This window comes from Leisingera sp. M523 (assembly GCF_025141335.1).
Lineage (GTDB): Bacteria > Pseudomonadota > Alphaproteobacteria > Rhodobacterales > Rhodobacteraceae > Leisingera.
In genome coordinates, this window is sequence record NZ_CP081036.1 from 1,778,947 (window position 1) to 1,799,751 (window position 20,805).

Sequence of the window (20,805 nt, forward strand, 5' to 3'; positions counted from 1 at the left end):
AATTTACCCTACCGAGCCTTCCAGCGAGATCGCAACCAGCTGCTGTGCTTCCATGGCAAACTCCATCGGCAGCGCCTGCAAAACGTCCTTGCAGAAGCCGTTGACCACCAGGGCCACTGCCTCTTCCTCGTCCATGCCGCGCTGGCGGCAGTAGAACAGCTGATCGTCGTCCACCTTGGAAGTGGTCGCCTCATGCTCCACGCGCGAGGAGTTGTTCTTGACCTCGATATAGGGAACCGTGTGGGCGCCGCAGTTGCCGCCGATCAACAGCGAGTCGCACTGGGTGTAATTGCGGCTGTCCTTGGCTTTGGGGTGCATCGACACCAGACCGCGATAGGTGTTTTGCGCCTTACCGGCGCTGATGCCCTTGGACACGATGCGGGATTTGGTGTTTTTGCCAAGGTGCACCATCTTGGTGCCGGTATCGGCCTGCTGCATGTTGTTGGCGATAGCGATCGAGTAGAACTCGCCCTGGCTTTCATTGCCGCGCAGGATACAGGAGGGGTATTTCCAAGTCACGGCGGAGCCGGTTTCCACCTGGGTCCACATCACCTTGGCGCGGTCACCGCGGCAGTCGGCGCGTTTGGTCACAAAGTTGTAGATGCCGCCCTTGCCGTTCTCGTCGCCCGGATACCAGTTCTGGACGGTGGAGTATTTCACCTCGGCGTCTTCTTCGATGATGATTTCCACCACTGCGGCGTGCAGCTGTGCGATATCGCGCGCCGGGGCAGTGCAGCCTTCCAAGTAGCTGACATAGCTGCCTTTATCGGCGATGATCAGCGTGCGTTCGAACTGGCCGGTGTTTTCCGCATTGATGCGGAAATAGGTCGACAGTTCCATCGGGCAGCGCACGCCCGGCGGCACATAGACAAACGAGCCGTCCGAGAATACCGCCGAGTTCAGCGTGGCATAGAAGTTGTCGGAAACAGGAACCACGGTGCCGAGGTATTTTTTGACCAGCTCAGGATGCTCGCGGATGGCTTCGGAGATCGAGCAGAAGATGACGCCCGCTTCCTTCAACTCTTTCTGGAAGGTGGTGCCGACGGACACGGAGTCGAACACAGCATCCACGGCCACTTTGCGGCCCTCGGCGGGCGCATTTTCAGCGCCCTCGACGCCTGCCAGAATCATCTGTTCTTTCAGCGGGATACCAAGCTTTTCATAGGTCGCCAGCAGCTTGGGATCGACCTCATCCAGAGACTTCGGCTTCACTTCCATCGACTTGGGGCGGGCATAATAATACTGATCCTGGAAATCGATTTCCGGATAATCCACCATCGCCCAGTCGGGTTCTTCCTTGGTCAGCCAGCGCTCATAGGCTTCCAGACGCCAGTTCAGCATCCATTCCGGCTCTTCGTTCTTTTCCGAAATCAGCCGGACAATATCCGTGGTCAGCCCCTTGGGAGCGTATTCCATCTCGATATCGGTTTCCCAACCGTATTTGTAAGCACCGCCAACCTCGCGGACTGCGTCCACGGTTTCCTGGTCAACACCATCCTTGACTTGGGTCTGGTCCAAAGCGGCCATTTGTCTTCTCCTCATTCACGCCGCGCGGGCGCGATGTTTCTTTTCTTTTAACAGCCACGCATCGGCAAAGCGCAGCACGTCTTCTTCTGTTGTTTCCGGCCCCAGCGACACGCGGATTGCGCCCTGCGCCGTTGCCTCGTCATATCCCATTGCGGTCAGCACCGCGCTGGCGCGCACCTTGCCGCTGGAACAGGCGCTGCCCGCGCTGATGGCAAATCCCGCCAGATCCATCTGCATGACCTGGGTTTCGCCCTTCCAGCCCGGCGTCGCAAAACACAGGGTGTTCGGCAGCCGCCTCTGATCCTTCCCGACAAAAATAGTATGGCTTGCGCCAGACACAAGCGCCTTTTCTAGAATATTTCTAAGTTCTGCAACCCTGTCCCAGACACCAATTGCCAGATCTTTTGCCGCTGCTTCAGCTGCGGCGCCGAAACCCGCGATTCCAATGACATTTTCCGTACCGGAACGCCGACCCATTTCCTGTCCGCCGCCCTTGATCTGCGCAGGCAGATCGGTACCGCGTTTGATCACAACTGCGCCGATACCCTTGGGACCGCCCAGTTTATGCGCAGAAATCAGCGCCATTTGCGCGCCCAGCCAGTTGAACGCCACCGGCAATTTACCAAAAGCCTGGGTCGCATCAGTCACCGCCAGCCCGTCCGGCAAGTGCTGAACAATGCCGGTTTCGGAATTGGCTAATTGTACTGTGCAGGATGCGGGATCAGTAACCCTGACCGTCCCGTCGGCACCTACCTCAAGATTTTCCACCGTCCAGGCACGCACTGCATCATGTTCCACCGGGGCGCCATGCAGCCCGCGGCCCGCCAATGCCAGCGATGCGCCTTCCGTGGATCCAGAGGTGAACACGATATCCGCCCCATCAGCACCAAAAGCGGCTGCGACCTGCGCCCGTGCCTTCTCAACCAACGCCTTGGCAGCGCGGCCTTCGGCATGCACCGACGACGGGTTGCCGCAAATGTCCATTGCCTCAATCATTGCCGCCCGCGCCTCGGGGCGCAGGAGGGCGGTGGCATTATGGTCAAGATAAACGCGTGTCATAGAGTCATCTTTTTACGGATCGGTGCCGCCTCATACGCGGCCTTGCAGCATTTCGCAAAGCTTTCCCGCGAAATTTGTGCGGTATCCGTGCAGGGTCCGGAGAGACAAAGAAGGTGAAATCTTAGCACCTCATTCATCCACGACAGCAAACAGGCTGGGCACCGCCGGACATGGCGCCAGATCATTCTTGATCACATCCGACAGACGGGTTTGATGCAGAAACACATAGACATGCGCGCTCAACCCCTCCCACAGGCGGTTGGTCAGCGATTGCGCCCGGCTGCCGGACAGCGCGCCCGAGGCGCCTGCCCCTTTGTGCATCGCATCAACCGTTTCATCCACGGCAGACAGCACATCGACCACCCGGATCTCTGATGGCACCATCGCCAGGCGGTAGCCGCCGCCAGGGCCGCGCACCGACTCGACCAGTCCCGCACGGCGCAGCTTGACAAACAGCTGCTCCAGATACGGCAACGAGATATCCTGCCGCTTGGAGATGTCCCCCAGCGGCACCAATTTGCCCTGCGGCTGCAGCGCGATATCCGCCAGCGCGACCATTGCATAGCGCCCTTTGGTGGAAAGCTTCATATTTTATCCCTCAAAACCAGGGCGCGAGTGTGAAAACATTGACCTTCCCCGCGTCTGTGCGTATCTCAGCCTGACGGTGTATGGCGAGGCCAGCGCCCTTGATTAGAACTGTTCTAAGATGCCCGACGGAACCCGTCAAGTTTTCTGCCGGCAGTCGCGAGAACGAGAGTAGGATTTGAACCACCCATGCCCGAGGTCATCTTTCCTGGACCCGAAGGCCGCCTCGAAGGCCGCTATCACCCGCAAAAAGAAAAAGACGCCCCGATCGCCATCGTACTGCACCCGCATCCGCAGTTCGGCGGAACCATGAACAACAAGGTGGTCTACAACCTCCACTACGCGTTCTACAACATGGGCTTTACGGTTCTGCGGTTCAATTTCCGCGGTGTCGGCCGCAGCCAGGGCGAATACGACCAGGGCGTGGGCGAACTGTCGGATGCGGCCTCGGCGCTGGATTACCTGCAGTCGATGAACACCAATTCCAAGCATTGCTGGGTTGCGGGTTTCTCGTTCGGCGCCTGGATCGGCATGCAGCTGCTGATGCGCCGCCCGGAGATTACCGGTTTCATCTCTGTTGCACCGCCGGCCAACATGTATGATTTTTCCTTCTTGGCGCCCTGCCCGTCCTCCGGGCTGATCATCAACGGCACATCCGACCGTGTGGCGCCGCCTGCAGATACCGCCAATCTGGTTGGCAAACTGCATGAGCAGAAGGGGATCACCATCACTCATAACGAGATCGAGGGTGCGGATCACTTCTTCCAGGAACCGCATATGGACACGATGATCGGCGATGTATCCGATTACGTGAAGCGCCGCCTGACCGAGAACAGCCGCTGATGGGCACGATCGAAACGCTGGCGCAGAAACTGGCGGTCGATACGATCAAGGTACAGGAGGCCAGCGGCGAAGACCGGCTGTATGTGGAGGTGGGCCAAGTGCTTGGCGCCGCCTCCCAATCTTTGGAAGAAGCGTTTCTGACCGAAATGCGCGTACGCCTGGCCGAGCGCAAGGCGCGGGAGTTCCTAAATCAGAAAGTCAGCGCAATCCAGGCGCAGCTTGACGCAAAGGGCGACGCATGAGCGACCGGCTGGACGCGCAGTTCGCATTCTTGCTGGAAGCAGACAAGCTTCGCCGCATTGACCGCCAAAACCTGATCATTGATTGCAGCCGACGCGAAAACTCGGCGGAACACAGCTGGCATCTGGCGCTTTATGCGCTGGTTATGGCGCCGTTTGCCGCGCCGGACGTGGAGATTTCCCGCGCGATCCGGATGCTGCTGCTGCATGATCTGGTCGAGATTGACGCCGGCGATCACCCGATCACGGATGACGTTGACTGGGACGCCGTCGCACAGGCAGAGCAAGCCGCCGCCAAACGCCTGTTCGGACTGCTGCCCGCGGACCAGGGCGCTGAATTCCTGGACCTGTGGCAGGAATTTGAGGCCGCGGCCAGCCCCGATGCGCGCTTTGCCAAACGGGTGGACCATTGCCAGCCGATCTTTCAGACGCTCTATGGTAGCAAACCTCTGGATTGGCATGTCGATGTGGTCCGGCAAAACCTGAACGGCGGGCGCGCAGCCGCGCTGCAGCAGGACTTCCCGGAAGCCTATCACCATGCGCAGGCCCTGCTGGATCACGGCACCGGTTTTGATTGCAGCCGTTTGACGGCCCGCCTGCCATTTCTGAATGAAGCGGACAAGCTGAAGCTGATCACCCGCGCGTCCAAGCTGGGCGATGGATCACGCCACGAAAACTCGGCCGAACACAGCTGGCACATCATGCTGTATGCTTGGGTGCTGGCAGAGCACAGCGCCGGCCCGCTTGAGGTCGACCGGGTGCTGCAAATGCTGCTGCTGCATGATCTGGTCGAAATCGATGCAGGCGATGCGCCGATCCACGGCGTAATTGATCCCGCAGCCCTCGCGGCGCTTGCGGCCAAGGAAGACGCCGCCGCTGACCGCCTGTTTGGCCTGCTGCCCCCGGACCAAGGCCTGCCTATGCGGGCTATTTGGGAGGAATTTGAGACCGCAGAAAGCCCTGACGCAGTGTTCGCCAAGTCCATCGACCGGGTGCAGCCGGTTCTGCTCAACCTGCTGAACGGCGGCGGCAGCTGGGTGGATTATGACGTACGTTTACCACAGATCGACACCCGGGTTGGCGAAAAGGTTAGCCGTGGTGCGCCCGGCGTCTGGCGTTATGTGCGGGCCAAGATTGAGCCCTGGTTCCGGGACGCTGGACGCCTGTAGCGGGAAACCGGCGTGGCACCAGACCCCGCCAGCCCTGCCTCACGCAAGAAACGGTTGAAACGGCTGCGTTTCAGCCCCGCTCGCAGTAAGCGTCAGGAATTCACCGGGTTGCAGCTCGTTCCATGCGTCACCTGTGTCCTCAAGCGGTTCTGATACAACCGCCCATCCGTTCAAACTGCGGCTCCAGCGGTAATAGACCGATGGCGCAATACTGTCAGAGGAGTAGCGCGCCGCATAAAGCGTCTCTCCATCCGACATGGCTGCGGACAGGCGCATATGCGGGGTGCTGCCACGGGCGCGCGACAAAGCCTCCATGCAGCCCACCGCCCGCTCCAGCGCCGCTTTCGGATCAGTGTCCAGGCCTTCGCGCAGGGCCAGAAGAAACAGCACTTCGCTGTCAGTAGCCCCTTTGCGGTGCTCATAAAGCTCATCAGGAATGCACATATCGGCATGGCGGCGGAAGGTTTCGAAACCTCCGACCTGCCCGTTGTGCATGAAACTCCACCTGCCGACCGCAAAGGGATGGCAATTGTTGCGGCTGGTAGCGGATCCGGTCGATGCCCGCACATGCGCCAGAAAAAGACCGGATTGAACCTGGCTCACCAGCGCACGCAGATTACAGTCCGACCAGGCCGGGTAGACATCCCGGTAGAGCCCCGGCTCGGTCCGCTGCCCGTACCAGGCAATGCCGAACCCGTCACCATTGGTTGCGGTCTTGCATTCAACCGCCTTCTGGCTTTGTGCAATCAGTGAATGCGCCGGGGTGGAAATGATGTCTTCCAAAAAGACCTTGGTACCGGTGTAGGCAGCCCAGCGGCACATATGTCGCTCCTTGTGATGAAGATCCGATCAGGATTTATTTTCCGATCTAATCGCTATAATTGGAATATTCATCTAAAACAGATTAGATTCTTAATACAGCGTATCTGCGCACAGTCATCTGTTCACTGCCGCGGCGGCCGAAAACAAGGCAAACAGTGACGCATTGGGACTTCCTGCACTGCATTGAATACGGTACCGGAGAAAGGAACACTGCTCCGCCGGAGGCCGGGCAAAACGCGTATACGGAGGCAGAGATGCCGGTTCACTATATCTACCTGATTATTGCGGTTGCAGCGGAAACCATTGGCACAACGGCCCTGCAGGCCAGTCAGCAGTTCAGCAAGCTTGGACCGTCGCTGATCGTTCTGGTCGCCTATGCGTTTTCCTTTTACATGATGGGGCTGACGCTCAAGTTCATGCCAGTGGGGATTGTTTATGCGATCTGGTCGGGTCTTGGCATCCTGCTGATAGCGGTTATTGCCTTCATTGTTTTTGGCCAGAAGCTGGATCTGCCAGCCGTGATCGGCATGGTGCTGATCATGTCCGGCATCATTATCATTCACCTGTTTTCCAAGTCTTCCGCCCACTGATCCGCATTTGCGGCTTCTTTGGACGGATTTCCTCTGGCCTTTGTGCGGGGTTCGGGCTATGCGCGGCCCAACTTCCTTACAAAGGCGAACGTCATGGACTTGCGCAACATTGCGATCATTGCTCACGTTGACCACGGCAAAACCACCCTGGTCGACGAGCTGCTGAAACAATCCGGCGCCTTCCGCGAAAATCAGGCTGTGGCGGAACGCGCCATGGACAGCAACGATCTGGAGCGCGAGCGCGGCATTACCATTTTTGCCAAGCCCACCTCGGTCGAGTGGAACGGCACCCGTATCAACATCGTCGACACCCCCGGCCACGCCGATTTCGGTGGCGAGGTTGAGCGGATCCTGTCGATGGTCGACGGCGTGGTGCTGCTGGTGGACGCCGCCGAAGGCCCGATGCCGCAGACCAAATTCGTGACCTCCAAGGCGCTGGCTCTGGGCCTGCGCCCGATTGTGGTTCTGAACAAAGTCGACAAGCCGGACGCCGAGCCCGACCGTGCCCTCGACGAATGCTTTGACCTGTTTGCATCGCTCGACGCCAACGAAGACCAGCTGGACTTCCCGCATATGTATGCCTCTGGCCGTAACGGCTGGGCTGATGCTGAACTGGACGGTCCCCGCAAGGATCTGCACGCGCTGTTCAATCTGATCGTGAACCACGTTCCCGAGCCGAAACAGATCAAACGCCAGGACGAAGATTTCCGGATGCTGGCCACCACATTGGGCAGCGACCCCTTTGTGGGCCGCCTGCTGACCGGCCGCGTCGAATCCGGCAAACTGAAGGTCGGCGCCACCGTGCAGGCCCTCACCCGCATTGGCCAGAAAATCGAACAGTTCCGCGTCACACGCATCCAGGCGTTCCGCGGCCTGGCACAGCAGGACATCGAGGAAGCCCAGGCAGGCGACATCGTTTCCCTCGCGGGTATGGCCAAGGCAACGGTGGCCGATACCATCTGCGCGCTGGCCGTGGATGACCCGCTGGACGCCCAGCCGATTGACCCGCCGACCATCACCGTGACCTTTGGCATCAACGACAGCCCGCTGGCCGGCCGTGACGGCAAGAAAGTCCAGTCGCGCGTCATCCGCGACCGCCTGATGAAAGAAGCCGAGTCCAACGTCGCCATCAAAATTGCCGACACCCCCGGCGGCGAAGCCTTTGAGGTTTCAGGCCGCGGCGAACTGCAGATGGGTGTTCTGATTGAGAACATGCGCCGCGAAGGGTTCGAGCTGTCGATCTCCCGCCCGCAGGTGATCATGAAAGAAGAAGACGGCAAGCGCATGGAGCCGGTCGAAGAAGCCACCATCGACGTGGATGACGAATACTCAGGCGCGGTGATTGAAAAACTGACCGGTGCCCGCAAAGGCGAGCTGGTCGAGATGAAGCCGGCAGGCGCAGGCAAGACCCGCATCATCGCGCATGTTCCCTCGCGCGGGCTGATCGGCTATCACGGCGAATTCCTGACCGACACCCGCGGCACCGGCGTTCTGAACCGCGTGTTCCACGGCTGGACCCAGCACAAAGGCGCGATCCCGGGCCGCCGCGCCGGTGTTCTGATCTCGATGGAGAACGGCACTTCGGTTGCCTTTGCACTGTGGAACCTGGAAGAGCGCGGCAAGATGATGATCGGCGCCCAGGCCGACGTCTACACCGGCATGATCATCGGTGAGCACTCCCGCGAGAACGATCTGGAAGTGAACCCGCTGAAAGGCAAGAAGCTGACCAACGTTCGCGCTTCGGGCACCGATGACGCGGTGCGTCTGACGACCCCGGTGACACTGTCGCTGGAAGAGTCGATTGCCTACATCAACGACGACGAGCTGGTCGAGGTGACGCCGAACTCCGTGCGTCTGCGCAAGCGCTACTTGGACCCGCATGAGCGGAAGCGGATGGCCAAGGCCAACGCCTGATAGACATTAAAAAACGGCGGCAGAAATCTCTGCCGCCGTTTTTTATTCTGCCGAAGTCAGAGCTGTGACGCTGTCGCCCAAAGCCACCCTGCCCGGCTCCACCACTTCGGCATACCAGCCGCCATGGCCGCGCATCGCGTTATAGCCGCCGTGGCCCAGCACCTCTTCCATCCGCGAACAGGGCGGACAGGGGCCGGTAACCTGCAAAACCGCACTCCCGACTTGCAGTTTGGCTTTGCGCAATGCCGCAAGATTGATCCCGGAAATGACCAAGTTCCGGCGCAGCAGTTCCGGCTGCAAATTGTCCAGCCCGTCAAGGGCCGCAATCACCGGCAGATGCTCAGCCTGGATTAATGTAACGGCGCGTTTGCCTTCTTTGGCATGATCGCCGCAAAGACCCGCTGCAGTTACATCCGCAGTTTCCACTGTCAGAATTTCTTCCCGCCGCGCAGGGCGCAGGCCGATCCACGCCACCCGGCCCTGACCAGCGTGGCATTTCAGCATCTCCGCAAAAGCGGTGATCACTATTCGGAGGTTTCCACCACCATCAGTTCGCGCTCGGACGCGCCGCGTGCGTGGCTCAGCGCTTCCTGGTACTCCGCACTGTGATAGCACTCGACTGCGGCGTCGACACTTGGGAATTTGGCGACAACATTGCGCGGGCGTTCGTTGCCCTCCAGCTGCACGAAACGTCCGCCGCGGGCGACGAAGGTGCCGCCGTGCTTGGCGATGGCCGGCCCCGCCAGTTCGGCATATTTGCCATAGGCATCAGCGTCGGTGACGGTCACATGTGCAATCCAAAGTGCGGGCATCGGAGCCTCCCAAGTTATGATCTTTCCGGCAGATTAGGCGATTTGCCGGAAAGACCAAGCATTTTTTGACCAAATGGTCAGCCAGCCAGCACGGCCTCGGCTGCCTTGATCGCCTCGTCAGCGCCGGAGAAATCCTTGCCGCCGCCCTGGGCCATATCCGGACGGCCGCCGCCGCCTTTGCCGCCCACAGCCGGAACAGCCGCCTTCAGCACGTCCACGGCGGAAATTTCGCCAGTCAGATCGTCGGTCACGCCCGCGGCCACAGCAACTTTGCCATCCTCCTCGGCAATCAGCAGGATCACACCAGAGCCGATGTTCTGCTTGTGCGCATCAATCAGGCCGCGGAGATCCTTGCCGGACACCCCTTTCAGAGCCTGGGCCAGGAATTTCTTGCCGTTGACGTCCTTGGCCTCGGCCCCGTTCCCAGAACCGCCACCCATCGCAACCTGCTGCTTGAGATTCGAAATCTCGTTCTGCAGCGCCTTGCGTTCATCCATCATCGCTTTCAGACGGTCCATGACATCAGCAGGCTGCGCTTTCAGCGCAGTTGCAATCTCGGCCATCCGGCCTGTTTCACGTTCCAGATGCTCAAACGCCGCGGCCCCCGTCAGCGCCTCTATCCGCCGCACACCAGCCGAAGACGCACTGTCGCCCAGGATTACAAAGGTGCCGATGTCGCCGGTCTGCTTCACATGGGTGCCGCCGCACAATTCAATCGAATAGGTGTCGCCATCGTGGCCCTTGCCGGTTGCCGCCCGGCCCATCGAGACCACACGGACTTCATCGCCGTATTTCTCGCCGAACAGCGCCTGCGCACCCAGGTTCCGCGCATCATCCGGGGTCATGATCCGGGTCGACACGGGCGTGTTCTGACGAATGAAATCATTCACTTCCGCGCCGACCTTCGTCAGCTCCACAGCGCTCATCGCCTTGTTGTGGCTGAAATCAAACCGCAGCCGGTCCGCAGCATTCAGCGAACCTTTCTGAGCCACATGTTCACCCAGCGCATTGCGCAGCGCCTCATGCAGCAGGTGCGTGGCCGAGTGGTTGGCCCGGATCCGGCTGCGGCGCGCGTGGTCGAGCTCCATCGCGGCACCAAGGCCGACAGCAATTTTACCTTCGGTCACTTCGGCAATGTGCAGAAACAAGCCTTCCACCTTTTTGGTGTCGGTGATACGGGCCGCGCCGCCTTCGACGGTCAGCACACCGCTGTCGCCAACCTGGCCGCCGCTCTCACCATAAAACGGCGTCTGGTTCAGGATGATCTGAACCGTTTCACCCTTGCCCGCCGATGGAACCTGCGCACCGTCCTTGACGATAGCGGCAACCTGGCCTTCGGCTTTTTCGGTCTCATAGCCCAGGAATTCGGTCGGTCCTGCAGCATCGAGAATGTCGAAGTAAACCTTCACATCCGCCGCTTCGCCCAGACCGATGCCACCAGCGCGGGATTTCTCCTTTTGCGCCTTCATCGCCGCATCGAAACCGTCAGTATCAACCTCGATCTCCTTGGCACGCAGCGCGTCCTGCGTCAGATCAAGCGGGAAACCGAATGTGTCGTACAATTTGAACGCAGTTTCACCGGGCAGGACATCGCCCTTGCCCAGATCGCCCGAGGCATCATCCAGCAGCTTCAGGCCACGGTCCAGTGTCCTGAGGAAACGGGTTTCTTCCTGCTCAAAGGTCTCTTCGATCAGCGCCTGGCCCTGGCCAAGTTCCGGATAGGCCGCGCCCATCTTCTGCACCAGTGCCGGCACCAGTTTGTGCATCACCGGATCGGTGGCGCCCAGCAGCGACGCATGACGCATCGCCCGGCGCATGATCCGGCGCAGAACATAGCCGCGGCCCTCATTCGACGGCAGCACGCCCTCGGCGATCAGGAAAGAACACGAGCGCAGGTGGTCCGCGATCACCCGGTGGTGCACGTTCTGATCCCCGAACGGATCGGAATTCGTGACATTTGCCGAAGCTTCAATTAGCGATTTGAACAGATCGGTTTCATAGTTGTCATGGGTGCCCTGCAGCAGCGCCGCAATCCGCTCCAGCCCCATGCCGGTGTCGATCGACTGCATCTCCAGATCGACCATCGAGCCGTCAGCGAACTTCTCGTTCTGCATGAAAACGAGGTTCCAGATCTCAATAAACCGGTCGCCGTCTTCCTCAGGTGAACCCGGAGGACCGCCCCAGATGTGATCGCCGTGGTCATAGAAGATTTCGGTGCAGGGGCCGCAAGGGCCGGTATCGCCCATCTGCCAAAAGTTGTCGGAGGTTGCGATCCGGATGATCCGGTCCTCGGGCACCCCGATCTTCTTCCAGATTTCAAAGGCTTCATCGTCGGTGTGATAGACGGTGGTGTAAAGCCGGTCCTTGGGAACGTCGAGCTCCTTGGTGATCAGCTCCCATGCAAAGGGGATTGCCTCATGCTTGAAATAGTCGCCAAAGGAAAAGTTGCCGAGCATTTCGAAAAACGTGTGGTGGCGCGCGGTATAACCCACATTGTCGAGGTCATTGTGCTTGCCGCCGGCGCGCACGCACTTCTGCGAGGAGGTTGCACGTTTGTAGTCGCGGGTCTCAACCCCGGTAAAACAGTTCTTGAACTGCACCATGCCTGAGTTGGTGAACATCAGGGTCGGATCGTTGCGCGGCACCAGCGGGCTGGAATCCACCACTTCGTGCCCTTGTTTGGCAAAGTAGTTCAGAAAGGTTGAGCGGATATCGTTGAGCGTCGGCATATGCAGGATCTCTTGCGGGCTTAAATAAGCGGTCCGGGCAGGTTTACCCCCCAGCCGGCGCACTGTCTACAGCGCGAAGCGGCGTCTCCCATGAAAAAGGGCGCAGCTTGCGCCACGCCCTCGTATTTCAAATATTTGATCAGATTACCCGGCGCTTAGGCCTCAAGGATATCGTCTGCCCCGCTCGCATCCGGACGGTCGAACTCCAGCCCGTGCGAGGCGCGGATCTTGTCTTCGATGTCAAAGGCAATCGCCGCATTGTCCCGCAGGAAGGTTTTGGCGTTTTCACGCCCCTGCCCGATCCGCTCATCCCCGTAGGAGAACCAGGCGCCGGATTTATTGACAACACCCGCCGCCACACCAAGGTCCAGCAATTCCCCCATCTTCGAGATGCCTTCGCCATACATGATGTCGAACTCCACCTGCTTGAACGGCGGTGCCACCTTGTTCTTTACCACTTTGACGCGGGTCGAATTGCCGACCACCTCGTCCCGGTCCTTGATCGCGCCAATGCGGCGGATGTCCAGGCGGACGGAGGAGTAGAACTTCAGCGCGTTGCCGCCGGTGGTGGTTTCAGGGGAGCCGAACATAACGCCGATCTTCATGCGGATCTGGTTAATGAAAATCACCATGCATTTGGAGCGGCTGATTGAACCTGTCAGCTTGCGCATCGCCTGGCTCATCAGCCGGGCCTGCACGCCGACGCTGCTGTCACCCATATCGCCCTCAAGCTCGGACTTGGGGGTCAGCGCCGCCACCGAGTCGACGACGACCATGTTCACCGCACCGGAGCGTACCAGCGTATCGGTAATTTCGAGCGCCTGTTCACCGGTATCTGGCTGCGAAATCAGCAGCTCATCCAGGTCGACGCCCAGCTTGGCCGCATATTGCGGGTCCAGCGCATGTTCCGCGTCGACAAAGGCGCAGACACCGCCCTTTTTCTGCTGTTCTGCAATGCAATGCAACGTCAGTGTTGTCTTGCCCGAGCTTTCCGGACCGTAGATTTCGATGATCCGCCCCATCGGCAGACCGCCGATCCCCAGCGCGATGTCCAGGCCCAGCGATCCGGTCGAGCTGGCCTCGATCTCCTGCAAGGCCGTGCCATCGCCAAGCTTCATGATGGAGCCCTTGCCGAACTGCCGCTCAATTTGCGCAAGCGCGCTGTCGAGCGCCTTTTGCTTGTCACCGCTTACTTTATTTTTCATGGTCAAAAGATCCGCCATAGTCCCTTGTCCCTTTCTATGTGTCACACACCGGGGCGTGCGGCAATCACTGCTTTGTTCACCTCTTGTTCCTTATGAGATCAAAAAGAGAACATTGCAACAGAAAACTCTGTGTACCCACATCAAACCCGGGGTGTTAAAGAAAGATTGATGGTTAATTCGCAGCAAGAAATTTTACCGGGCAGTTAACGGAATGATGATATTTTTCAAAGAACGGCTGGCGCTACTCTCCGTTCCCAAGACCGGCACCACCGCCTTTCAGGCGGCTTTGCGCAACCGGGCAGATCTGGTGGTCTCCGACCCGCCGGAGCTGAAACATGCGCCGCTTTACCGCTACAACCGGTGGATCCGGCCGATGTTTGAGAAGGTCTGCGGTGCAGAACTGGAAGTCGCCGCAGTGATGCGGGAGCCGGTCAGCTGGCTGGGCAGCTGGTACAGGTACCGGCAGCGGCCGGCGCTGGATGGCAATCCGAATTCGACCAAGGATGTCAGCTTTGACGACTTCCTGCACGCCTACTGCAAAGGCAAACCGCCCGCCTTTGCCAATGTCGGCAGCCAAGCGAAATTCCTCGAGGCACAGCCAAATGGCTGCAAGGTCAGCCATCTGTTCCGCTATGAGGATCAGGACGCGTTGAAGCAGTTCCTGGAGCTTCGCCTGGACGTGGAAATCCGGCTGGAGCGCAAAAATGTCAGCCCTCAGGCAAGTCTGACACTAAGCCCGGAAGCCCAGAACCATGTCCGGCGAAAGCGTGCAGCGGAATTTGAACTTTACGATTCTATTCCAGTCCGTTGACCATAAAAAGCCGCCGGAACCGGCGGCTTTTACAGATCTGAATTTCTCAACCTTAATGCAGTTGCGCATGAACCGTTTCGGTCAACTGGTTGAGCGAGAACGGTTTCGGCAGGAACACCGAATTCGGCACATCCGGGTCAGCCTCGCCAAAGGCTCCTTCGGCATAACCTGAAACAAACACCACGCGGGTATCAGGGCGTTCTTTCAGCGCCTGACGCACCCAACTGGGGCCATCCATGCCGGGCATCACCACATCAGTAACAAAGACATCCACGGTCAAGCCGGGATCTTCCAGCGTGCGCAGTGCGTCCTCGGCGGATTCGGCTTCCAGCACCGTATAGCCCCGCATCCTGAGAGCCCGGGACGCAAAGGCCCGCACCGGAGCCTCATCCTCGACCAGCAGCACCACGCCCTCGCCGTGCTGGGCGGCAACAGCTTTCTCCGTAGTCTCGGCCGGTTTTTCAGCGGCAAGCTGGTCGGCCTGCTGTTTGTAGACCGGAAAGAACAGGGTGAACTGGGTGCCGTGTCCCTTGACCGAGTCAACAAAGATGTAGCCGCCGGTCTGCTTGATGATGCCATAGGCCGTGGACAGGCCCAAACCGGTTCCCTCGCCCGTGCGTTTGGTGGTGTAGAAGGGTTCAAACACCTTTTGCAGCTTGTCCGGAGCGATCCCTACACCTTCATCGGACACTTTCACGGTGACCCAATCGCCGGCCGGAACTGTGGCGCGGTTCCGCTCCAGCGGTTTATCCAGCGCGATCACTTCCGTCTCGACCCGGATCTCACCGCCCTGCGGCATCGCATCGCGCGCGTTCACCACCAGATTCATCAGCACCTGTTCCAGCTGCCGCTTATCAGCCCGGATCGACTTCATCACCGGATCGTGGCTGAGCGTCAGGGTGACCTTTTCACCCACCAGCCGGTTCAGCAGATGGGTCAGGTCCGACAGCGTGTCCCGCACATCCAGGGTTTCCGGCTGCAGGGTCTGTTTGCGCGAAAACGCCAGCAGCTGGCTGACAAGCGAGGCCGCCCGGTTGGCGTTCTCGTGGATCTGGATAAGATCGCCATAGTCCTGGTCGCCCTGATCATGGCGCAGCAGCAGCAAATCGCAGTGGCCGGAAATCGCGGTCAGCAGATTGTTGAAGTCATGCGCAACGCCGCCCGCCAGCTGACCGATTGCCTGCATCTTCTGGCTTTGCACAAATTGCGCTTCCAGCGTCTTCAACTCGGTCGCATCATTCAGCACTGCGATCAGCATCGGAGTGCCCTCTTCCACCACCCGGGTGAGAGTCACCTGAACAAAGACTTCCTTGTCAGCGCGCGACAGGCGCAGGAATTCAGACTTGTTCGGTGCCAGCCCGTCAGCCGTATCGCGCAGCCAGTCTGACATCGGGCGGCCTAGCCCTTCCATCAGCTGGCCAAGTTTCAGATTGGCACAGCTTTCAACGCCTAGCAGGCGCAGGGCCATGCGGTTGCTGGTCAGAATTTCACCTGTAGGAGCAACCTTAAGGAACGGCACAGGCAGCGCTTCCAACCCGGCTTGGGCAGAGTCGAAACTGCCTTCGTCCACTTCCATCAGAAACAGTTCGCTGCGCCCCTGGGTGCGGTTCTTCTCGCTGACCAGCACCTGGACCGGGCCGGATTTGGTGCTGAGCGTATTGATCTGCCCGGGCATGACCGGCAGCGCAGGGAACAAACGGTCGGTGGATTTCACCCGTTCGCCGATCAGGCTGCGGGCTGCCTCGTTCATGAACAAAACAGCGCCAGTGCGGCCAACCGTGATCATCGGAACCGGCATCGTTTCCGCACCGCGCCCGTTGCCGCCGCGATCCAGGATATCCTCCACCCGCCACAGAAAGCTGCCGCCGTTCATCTGGTGAACCGCCAACCGCACATGGCCGCGCCGGGTCACGATATCCTCGCGGGCGGCACCATCAACGCGGGCGCGGCTTTGCAGCCGGTACAAAACAGCCGAAGGGTTAGCCAGGATCGACCGCAAAGTTCCTGCCAATGTGTCGCGGCTGCCGTCCTCGAACCGTTTTACAGCGGCCCCGTTGCAGGCATGGACCACTCCATCACCGTCCGTGACAAAACTCGGCGTTGCATCTTTTTCGATAAAGCCGGTCAGCAGCTCCGCCGCCATCGACCGCGCATTCAGGCGCATCCGGGTTTGAATAACCATCAGCACCGCCACAGCCGCAAGTGTCAGCCCCACCATGACAAAGCCGCGGCCCATCCAATCGGGCAGCGGCACCAGCCAGGGGCCTGACAGCAGCATCAGGGCCAGCAGCAGTGTCGCGGCCAGCCGGGCATGCTCGGGGGCGTAAACCCGCAGTTCCGGAACGGAAGTTTCTTGGCGACCGGACATTACGGCTCCATGGACAATGCAAAGTGACGCCATAACGCGGCGGTTTTGGTTAAAACCACGTTAAGAAACACAAAGGTTTCCCGGCGGCGACCCTAACAACCGCCCTTTGCGCGCGTCAACACAGCAACAAAGAAACCATCGGTGCCGTTTTGCACCTGCCAGCTTTGCTGCGCCGCCAGCGACCAGCCCTCGTTCTCTTGCAAAAACCTTTGAACTTGCTCAGAGTTTTCGCCATTCAGCACCGAGCAGGTGGCATAGGCCAGGGTCCCGCCAGGCGCTGTCAGGCCTGCCGCTGTGCGCAAGATATCTGCTTGGACCTGATGCAGGTCCTGCAGGTTTTCAGGCGTCAGCCGCCATTTACCTTCCGGAGCCCGCCGCCAGGACCCGGAACCGGAACAGGGGGCATCGCACAGCACCAGGTCAAACGGCCCGCTGCTGTCTAGGTCCGCAGTCAACAGCTGCTGCACCTGCACACCCGCCCGGGCCGCGCGTTCGGGCAGGTCTTTCATGCGCTTGGGATCGGCATCATGGGCAAACAGCCGGAGGTTCGCCTGCGCGGCCATGGCCAGTGTTTTACCGCCGCCGCCGGCGCAATAATCCAGCACCTTCATGCTGTCTTGCAATGGCAACAGTGCTGTTACCGCCTGGCTCGCAGCGTCCTGCAATTCAACAAGACCGTCCTGGTACACTTTGGTGTTGCGCAGCTTGCGGGCGCCTTCGGTCACGTCCAGCGCCGTGGCGGCGGCCGGATGCGGCCGGGTGGCGATACCGTCGGCGCTCAGCGCCTCTTGCGCCTGCGCAAGCGTGCCGCGGGCAATGTTCACCCGCAAATGCACCGGCGCACGGCTGCGCAGAGCCAGCGCTGCGGCCTCTGCCTGATCCCCAAGGCTGCTGCTGAATTCAGGCCACAGCCAATCGGGAATATCCAGTGCCTCTGCCCCTTCCGGCGGGGAAGGCAGCTGACGTTCCGCCTCGGTCAAAGGTGCAGGCCCATACCCTTGTCCGCTAAAGACCTCGTCCGGGTCCTGTCCTGCTTCCCGCAGCGCGCCCAGAACCAGCCCCCGCCCGCTGCGCGCGCCGCCAAGGACTGCGTGCGACTGCTGGCACCGCACCGCTGTAAACACATGGTCACGCACCGCGGCCCGGTCTTTTGATCCGGCAAACCGGCTCCGTCGTCCCCAGGAGGTCAGCGCCTTTTCCGCAGGCTCGCCCTCCAGAATCCGGTCAAGAACCTCAATGGCCGCCTGCAGGCGGGCGGCGGGGGTCATGCCCCTGCCTTTTGAGTGCACGCGGCCATCATCAGCTTATCCTGCCCGGTAGTTCGGTGCTTCACGGGTGATCTGCACGTCATGCACATGGCTTTCCTTCAGCCCGGCGCCGGTAATGCGGACAAAATTGCAGTTCTTGCGCATCTCATCCACGGTCGCACAACCGGTATAGCCCATTGCCGCACGCAAACCGCCGACCAATTGGTGAACCACCGGCCCGGCGCCGCCTTTGTAAGGGACCTGGCCTTCGATGCCTTCCGGCACCAGCTTGTCGCTGGCCGCGTCCTTCTGGAAATACCGGTCCGCCGAGCCGCGCGCCATCGCACCCATCGAGCCCATGCCGCGGTAGGATTTGAACGATCGGCCCTGATACAGGATCACCTCACCCGGGGATTCATCCGTGCCCGCGATCATCGATCCAACCATGGCGCAGGAGGCACCCGCCGCAATCGCCTTGGCGAAATCGCCCGAGAATTTGATGCCGCCATCCGCGATCACCGGGATATCGCCTGCAGCGTTTGCGCAATCCATGATCGCCGTCAGCTGCGGCACGCCGACACCGGCCACCATGCGGGTGGTGCAGATCGAGCCCGGACCGATGCCGACCTTGACCGCATCAGCGCCCGCATCAATCAGCGCGCGGGTGGCTTCGGCGGTGGCAACGTTGCCGGCAATCACTTGCACCGCACCATACTGTGCCTTGATCCGCTTCACCGCGTCGATCACGCCTGCCGAATGGCCATGGGCCGTATCCACAACAACGATATCAACACCTGCGTCGATCAGCGCCTCGGAGCGGGCAAAGCCGCTGTCCCCGACTGAGCTGGCGGCGGCAACCCGCAGGCGGCCCAGCTCATCCATGCAAGCGGTCGGGTGCAGCACGGCCTGTTCGGTGTCTTTGAGGGTCAGCAGCCCCGTCAGCCGGCCATCCTTGTCAGAGACCAGCAGTTTTTCGATCCGGCGCGCCTTCATCAGCGACTTGGCTTCTTCCAGATCGGCCGGCTCCTGCAGCATCGCCAGATTGTCAGAGGTCATCATCACCGACACCGGCGTGCTGTCATCCGAGGCAAAGCGCATGTCGCGGTTGGTGACGATACCGACCACGCGGCCCGAACCATCCACCACCGGGAAGCCGGTCACACGGTAGCGTTCCTGCAGCGCCTTGGCGTCGGCCAGGGTCTGGTCTGCGGTCAGCGTAATGGGGTTATAAACGATACCCGAGATAAAGCGTTTGACCCGGCGCACTTCGCGGGCCTGCTCTTCCACGTTCAGGTTCTTGTGGATCACCCCCATGCCGCCGGCCTGGGCCATGGCAATCGCCATGCGGGACTCGGTCACCGTGTCCATAGCCGAGCTAAGAAGCGGGATGTTCAGCGATACCGATTGCGTCACCCGGGTGCGCGTATCAGCGGTATTGGGCAGCACGCTCGACGCGCCTGGCACCAGTAGAACATCATCAAAGGTGAGAGCCTCACGAATCTGCATTGGTCATCCTCATGCATAACCCCGTTTGGCGGTGACCCTATGGCACAGAACCCACTGGGGGGAAAGAGGCAGAGGGCAAGAATTCCTGCACTGCAGCAATCTCTTTCGGGCGGCTCTGATCTGGGTCAATGCGCGCAGGCCTGCTTGGCGTATCAGAAAACCTGCAGAAATGATGCAGGATATTGCCATGCCCGCCCCATTGGAAAACGTCACTGTTCTGGACCTCACCCATGTTCTGGCCGGTCCTTACTGTTCAATGATCCTGTCGGATCTTGGCGCCGATATCATCAAGGTGGAGCGCCCCGGAACAGGCGACGACACCCGTACTTTCCCGCCATTCAAGGAGGGAGAAAGCGCTTATTTCGCCACCATCAACCACGGCAAGAAAAGCATCGCACTGGATCTGAAGGCACCCGAGGACCGTGCGGTTTTTGAGCGGCTGCTGGCGCAGGCCGACGTGCTGCTGGAGAACTACCGCCCCGGCGTGATGCAGCGGCTGGGCTACGGCTGGGAGGATCTGCACGCCAGATTCCCGCGGCTGATCTATGGTGCCGTGTCGGGTTTTGGCCACTCCGGCCCCGATGCTCTGAAGCCTGCCTATGACATGGTGGTGCAGGCCCGCGGCGGGGTGATGTCAATCACCGGCGAAAAGGACCGCGATCCGGTGCGCGTCGGCGCCTCAATTGGCGATATCGTGGCGGGCATGTTTCTGGGGCACGGTGTCCTGGCGGCCCTTTTGGACGTGCAGAAAACCGGTCTGGGCCGGTTCATCGATGTTGCCATGCTGGACAGTCAATTGGCGCTGCTGGAGCACGCCATCGCCATCACATCGGTTACCGGACAAGCCCCGCAGCCCTCTGGCGCCCGGCACCCGTCGATCACTCCGTTCGAAACTTTTCACGCATCAGATGGGCTGTTTGTGATTGCTGCAGGCAATGACACGCTGTTTGCCCGGCTCTGTGACGCGTTGGATTTACCGCTTGCCGAAGACCCGCGTTTTGCCACCAATCCGGCCCGGTGCGAAAATGCACGCCTTCTGAAACGCTTGATCGAAGCCATAACCTTGGGGAACAGCAAAGACCACTGGATCGAGGTTCTGACCAGGGCCGGCATTCCCACAGGGCCGATCCAGACTGTGGATCAGGTCCTGAAGGACCCGCAGATCCTGGCCCGCAATATGGTCGTCGAGGTTCTAGGCAAAAACGGTCAAACCGCAAAATTGTCAGCAGGCAATCCGATCAAGATGAGCGGCCTGCCGGACCCTGAAACCCGCGCCCCTGCCCCGCTGCTGGATGGCGACCGCGCAGAGATTCTGGCGTGGCTGAAAGAGGTTGAGGCACAAGCCGCCCTCTGACTGACGGCCCGCTAAAAACCGCATC

18 protein-coding genes are annotated in these 20,805 nt (G+C 60.2%); 7 read left to right on the top strand and 11 right to left on the bottom strand.

The genetic code is table 11. The features are described 5' to 3' along the window. Nucleotides 1-3: 3 nt before the first annotated feature. The 3 genes from sufB to K3557_RS08855 form a co-directional block, all read right to left on the bottom strand. On the bottom strand, nt 4-1,527 hold the full coding sequence (gene sufB / locus K3557_RS08845) for a Fe-S cluster assembly protein SufB (RefSeq protein ID WP_259992274.1): 1,524 nt from the start codon (nt 1,525-1,527) through the stop codon (nt 4-6). Between the two features lie 15 nt (nt 1,528-1,542). Beyond that, entirely contained in the window at nt 1,543-2,586 is a 1,044-nt protein-coding gene (locus tag K3557_RS08850; RefSeq protein WP_259999171.1) for a cysteine desulfurase family protein, read from the bottom strand. Nucleotides 2,587-2,715: 129 nt separating this feature from the next. Beyond that, on the bottom strand, nt 2,716-3,174 hold the full coding sequence (locus tag K3557_RS08855) for an Rrf2 family transcriptional regulator (RefSeq protein WP_129370835.1): 459 nt from the start codon (nt 3,172-3,174) through the stop codon (nt 2,716-2,718). A 186-nt stretch (nt 3,175-3,360) separates the two neighbouring features. Here K3557_RS08855 and K3557_RS08860 point away from each other — a divergent pair, with 186 nt between their 5' ends. From K3557_RS08860 to K3557_RS08870, 3 genes are read left to right on the top strand one after another with little or no spacing between them, the layout of a single operon-like run. Then, nucleotides 3,361-4,014: an alpha/beta hydrolase gene (locus K3557_RS08860; RefSeq protein ID WP_134829836.1), complete on the top strand. Its 654-nt coding sequence runs from the start codon at nt 3,361-3,363 to the stop codon at nt 4,012-4,014. Next, nucleotides 4,014-4,256, top strand: coding sequence for a hypothetical protein (locus K3557_RS08865; RefSeq protein WP_259992280.1), 243 nt, complete (start codon nt 4,014-4,016; stop codon nt 4,254-4,256). The genes K3557_RS08860 and K3557_RS08865 overlap by 1 nt, the downstream gene beginning before the upstream one ends. Further along, nucleotides 4,253-5,422: an HD domain-containing protein gene (locus tag K3557_RS08870; protein WP_259999173.1), complete on the top strand. Its 1,170-nt coding sequence runs from the start codon at nt 4,253-4,255 to the stop codon at nt 5,420-5,422. The genes K3557_RS08865 and K3557_RS08870 overlap by 4 nt, the downstream gene beginning before the upstream one ends. Nucleotides 5,423-5,461: 39 nt before the next feature. Here K3557_RS08870 and K3557_RS08875 read toward each other — a convergent pair whose 3' ends face one another. Beyond that, nucleotides 5,462-6,244, bottom strand: a complete 783-nt coding sequence (locus K3557_RS08875) for a class II glutamine amidotransferase (protein WP_259992284.1) — start codon at nt 6,242-6,244, stop codon at nt 5,462-5,464. 254 nt (nt 6,245-6,498) lie between these two features. Here K3557_RS08875 and K3557_RS08880 point away from each other — a divergent pair, with 254 nt between their 5' ends. Both K3557_RS08880 and typA read left to right on the top strand, forming a co-directional pair. After that, nucleotides 6,499-6,834, top strand: coding sequence for a multidrug efflux SMR transporter (locus tag K3557_RS08880; RefSeq protein WP_129370830.1), 336 nt, complete (start codon nt 6,499-6,501; stop codon nt 6,832-6,834). Between the two features lie 93 nt (nt 6,835-6,927). Then, entirely contained in the window at nt 6,928-8,748 is a 1,821-nt protein-coding gene (gene typA / locus K3557_RS08885; RefSeq protein WP_259992286.1) for a translational GTPase TypA, read from the top strand. 42 nt (nt 8,749-8,790) lie between these two features. On the opposite strand, the gene K3557_RS08890 is transcribed toward typA, so the two are convergent. From K3557_RS08890 to recA, 4 genes are all read right to left on the bottom strand, one after another. Continuing rightward, nucleotides 8,791-9,273: an MOSC domain-containing protein gene (locus K3557_RS08890; RefSeq protein ID WP_259999175.1), complete on the bottom strand. Its 483-nt coding sequence runs from the start codon at nt 9,271-9,273 to the stop codon at nt 8,791-8,793. Further along, on the bottom strand, nt 9,273-9,560 hold the full coding sequence (locus tag K3557_RS08895) for a DUF1330 domain-containing protein (protein ID WP_259999177.1): 288 nt from the start codon (nt 9,558-9,560) through the stop codon (nt 9,273-9,275). Before K3557_RS08895 ends, K3557_RS08890 begins: the two co-directional genes overlap by 1 nt. Before the next feature lie 77 nt (nt 9,561-9,637). Further along, nucleotides 9,638-12,289: an alanine--tRNA ligase gene (gene alaS / locus K3557_RS08900; RefSeq protein ID WP_259999179.1), complete on the bottom strand. Its 2,652-nt coding sequence runs from the start codon at nt 12,287-12,289 to the stop codon at nt 9,638-9,640. Nucleotides 12,290-12,444: 155 nt separating this feature from the next. Then, complete coding sequence (gene recA, locus K3557_RS08905) at nt 12,445-13,512, bottom strand: recombinase RecA (protein ID WP_259999181.1); 1,068 nt, start codon at nt 13,510-13,512, stop codon at nt 12,445-12,447. 193 nt (nt 13,513-13,705) lie between these two features. On the opposite strand from recA, the gene K3557_RS08910 reads away from it, so the two are divergent. Then, nucleotides 13,706-14,305: a gamma-glutamyl kinase gene (locus tag K3557_RS08910; RefSeq protein ID WP_259992296.1), complete on the top strand. Its 600-nt coding sequence runs from the start codon at nt 13,706-13,708 to the stop codon at nt 14,303-14,305. 52 nt (nt 14,306-14,357) lie between these two features. Here the strand turns inward: K3557_RS08910 and K3557_RS08915 are convergent, their stop codons facing one another. From K3557_RS08915 to guaB, 3 genes are all read right to left on the bottom strand, one after another. Next, complete coding sequence (locus K3557_RS08915; RefSeq protein WP_259992298.1) at nt 14,358-16,673, bottom strand: ATP-binding protein; 2,316 nt, start codon at nt 16,671-16,673, stop codon at nt 14,358-14,360. A gap of 92 nt (nt 16,674-16,765) precedes the next feature. Then, a complete protein-coding gene (locus K3557_RS08920; protein ID WP_259999183.1) occupies nt 16,766-17,941 on the bottom strand; it encodes an RsmB/NOP family class I SAM-dependent RNA methyltransferase in 1,176 nt (391 codons plus the stop codon). A gap of 36 nt (nt 17,942-17,977) precedes the next feature. Then, entirely contained in the window at nt 17,978-19,426 is a 1,449-nt protein-coding gene (gene guaB / locus K3557_RS08925; protein WP_259999185.1) for an IMP dehydrogenase, read from the bottom strand. A gap of 187 nt (nt 19,427-19,613) precedes the next feature. On the opposite strand from guaB, the gene K3557_RS08930 reads away from it, so the two are divergent. Next, nucleotides 19,614-20,780 carry a CaiB/BaiF CoA-transferase family protein gene (locus K3557_RS08930; RefSeq protein ID WP_259999188.1) on the top strand — a complete coding sequence of 389 codons (1,167 nt, stop codon included), beginning with the start codon at nt 19,614-19,616 and terminating at the stop codon, nt 20,778-20,780. Nucleotides 20,781-20,805: the final 25 nt, after the last annotated feature.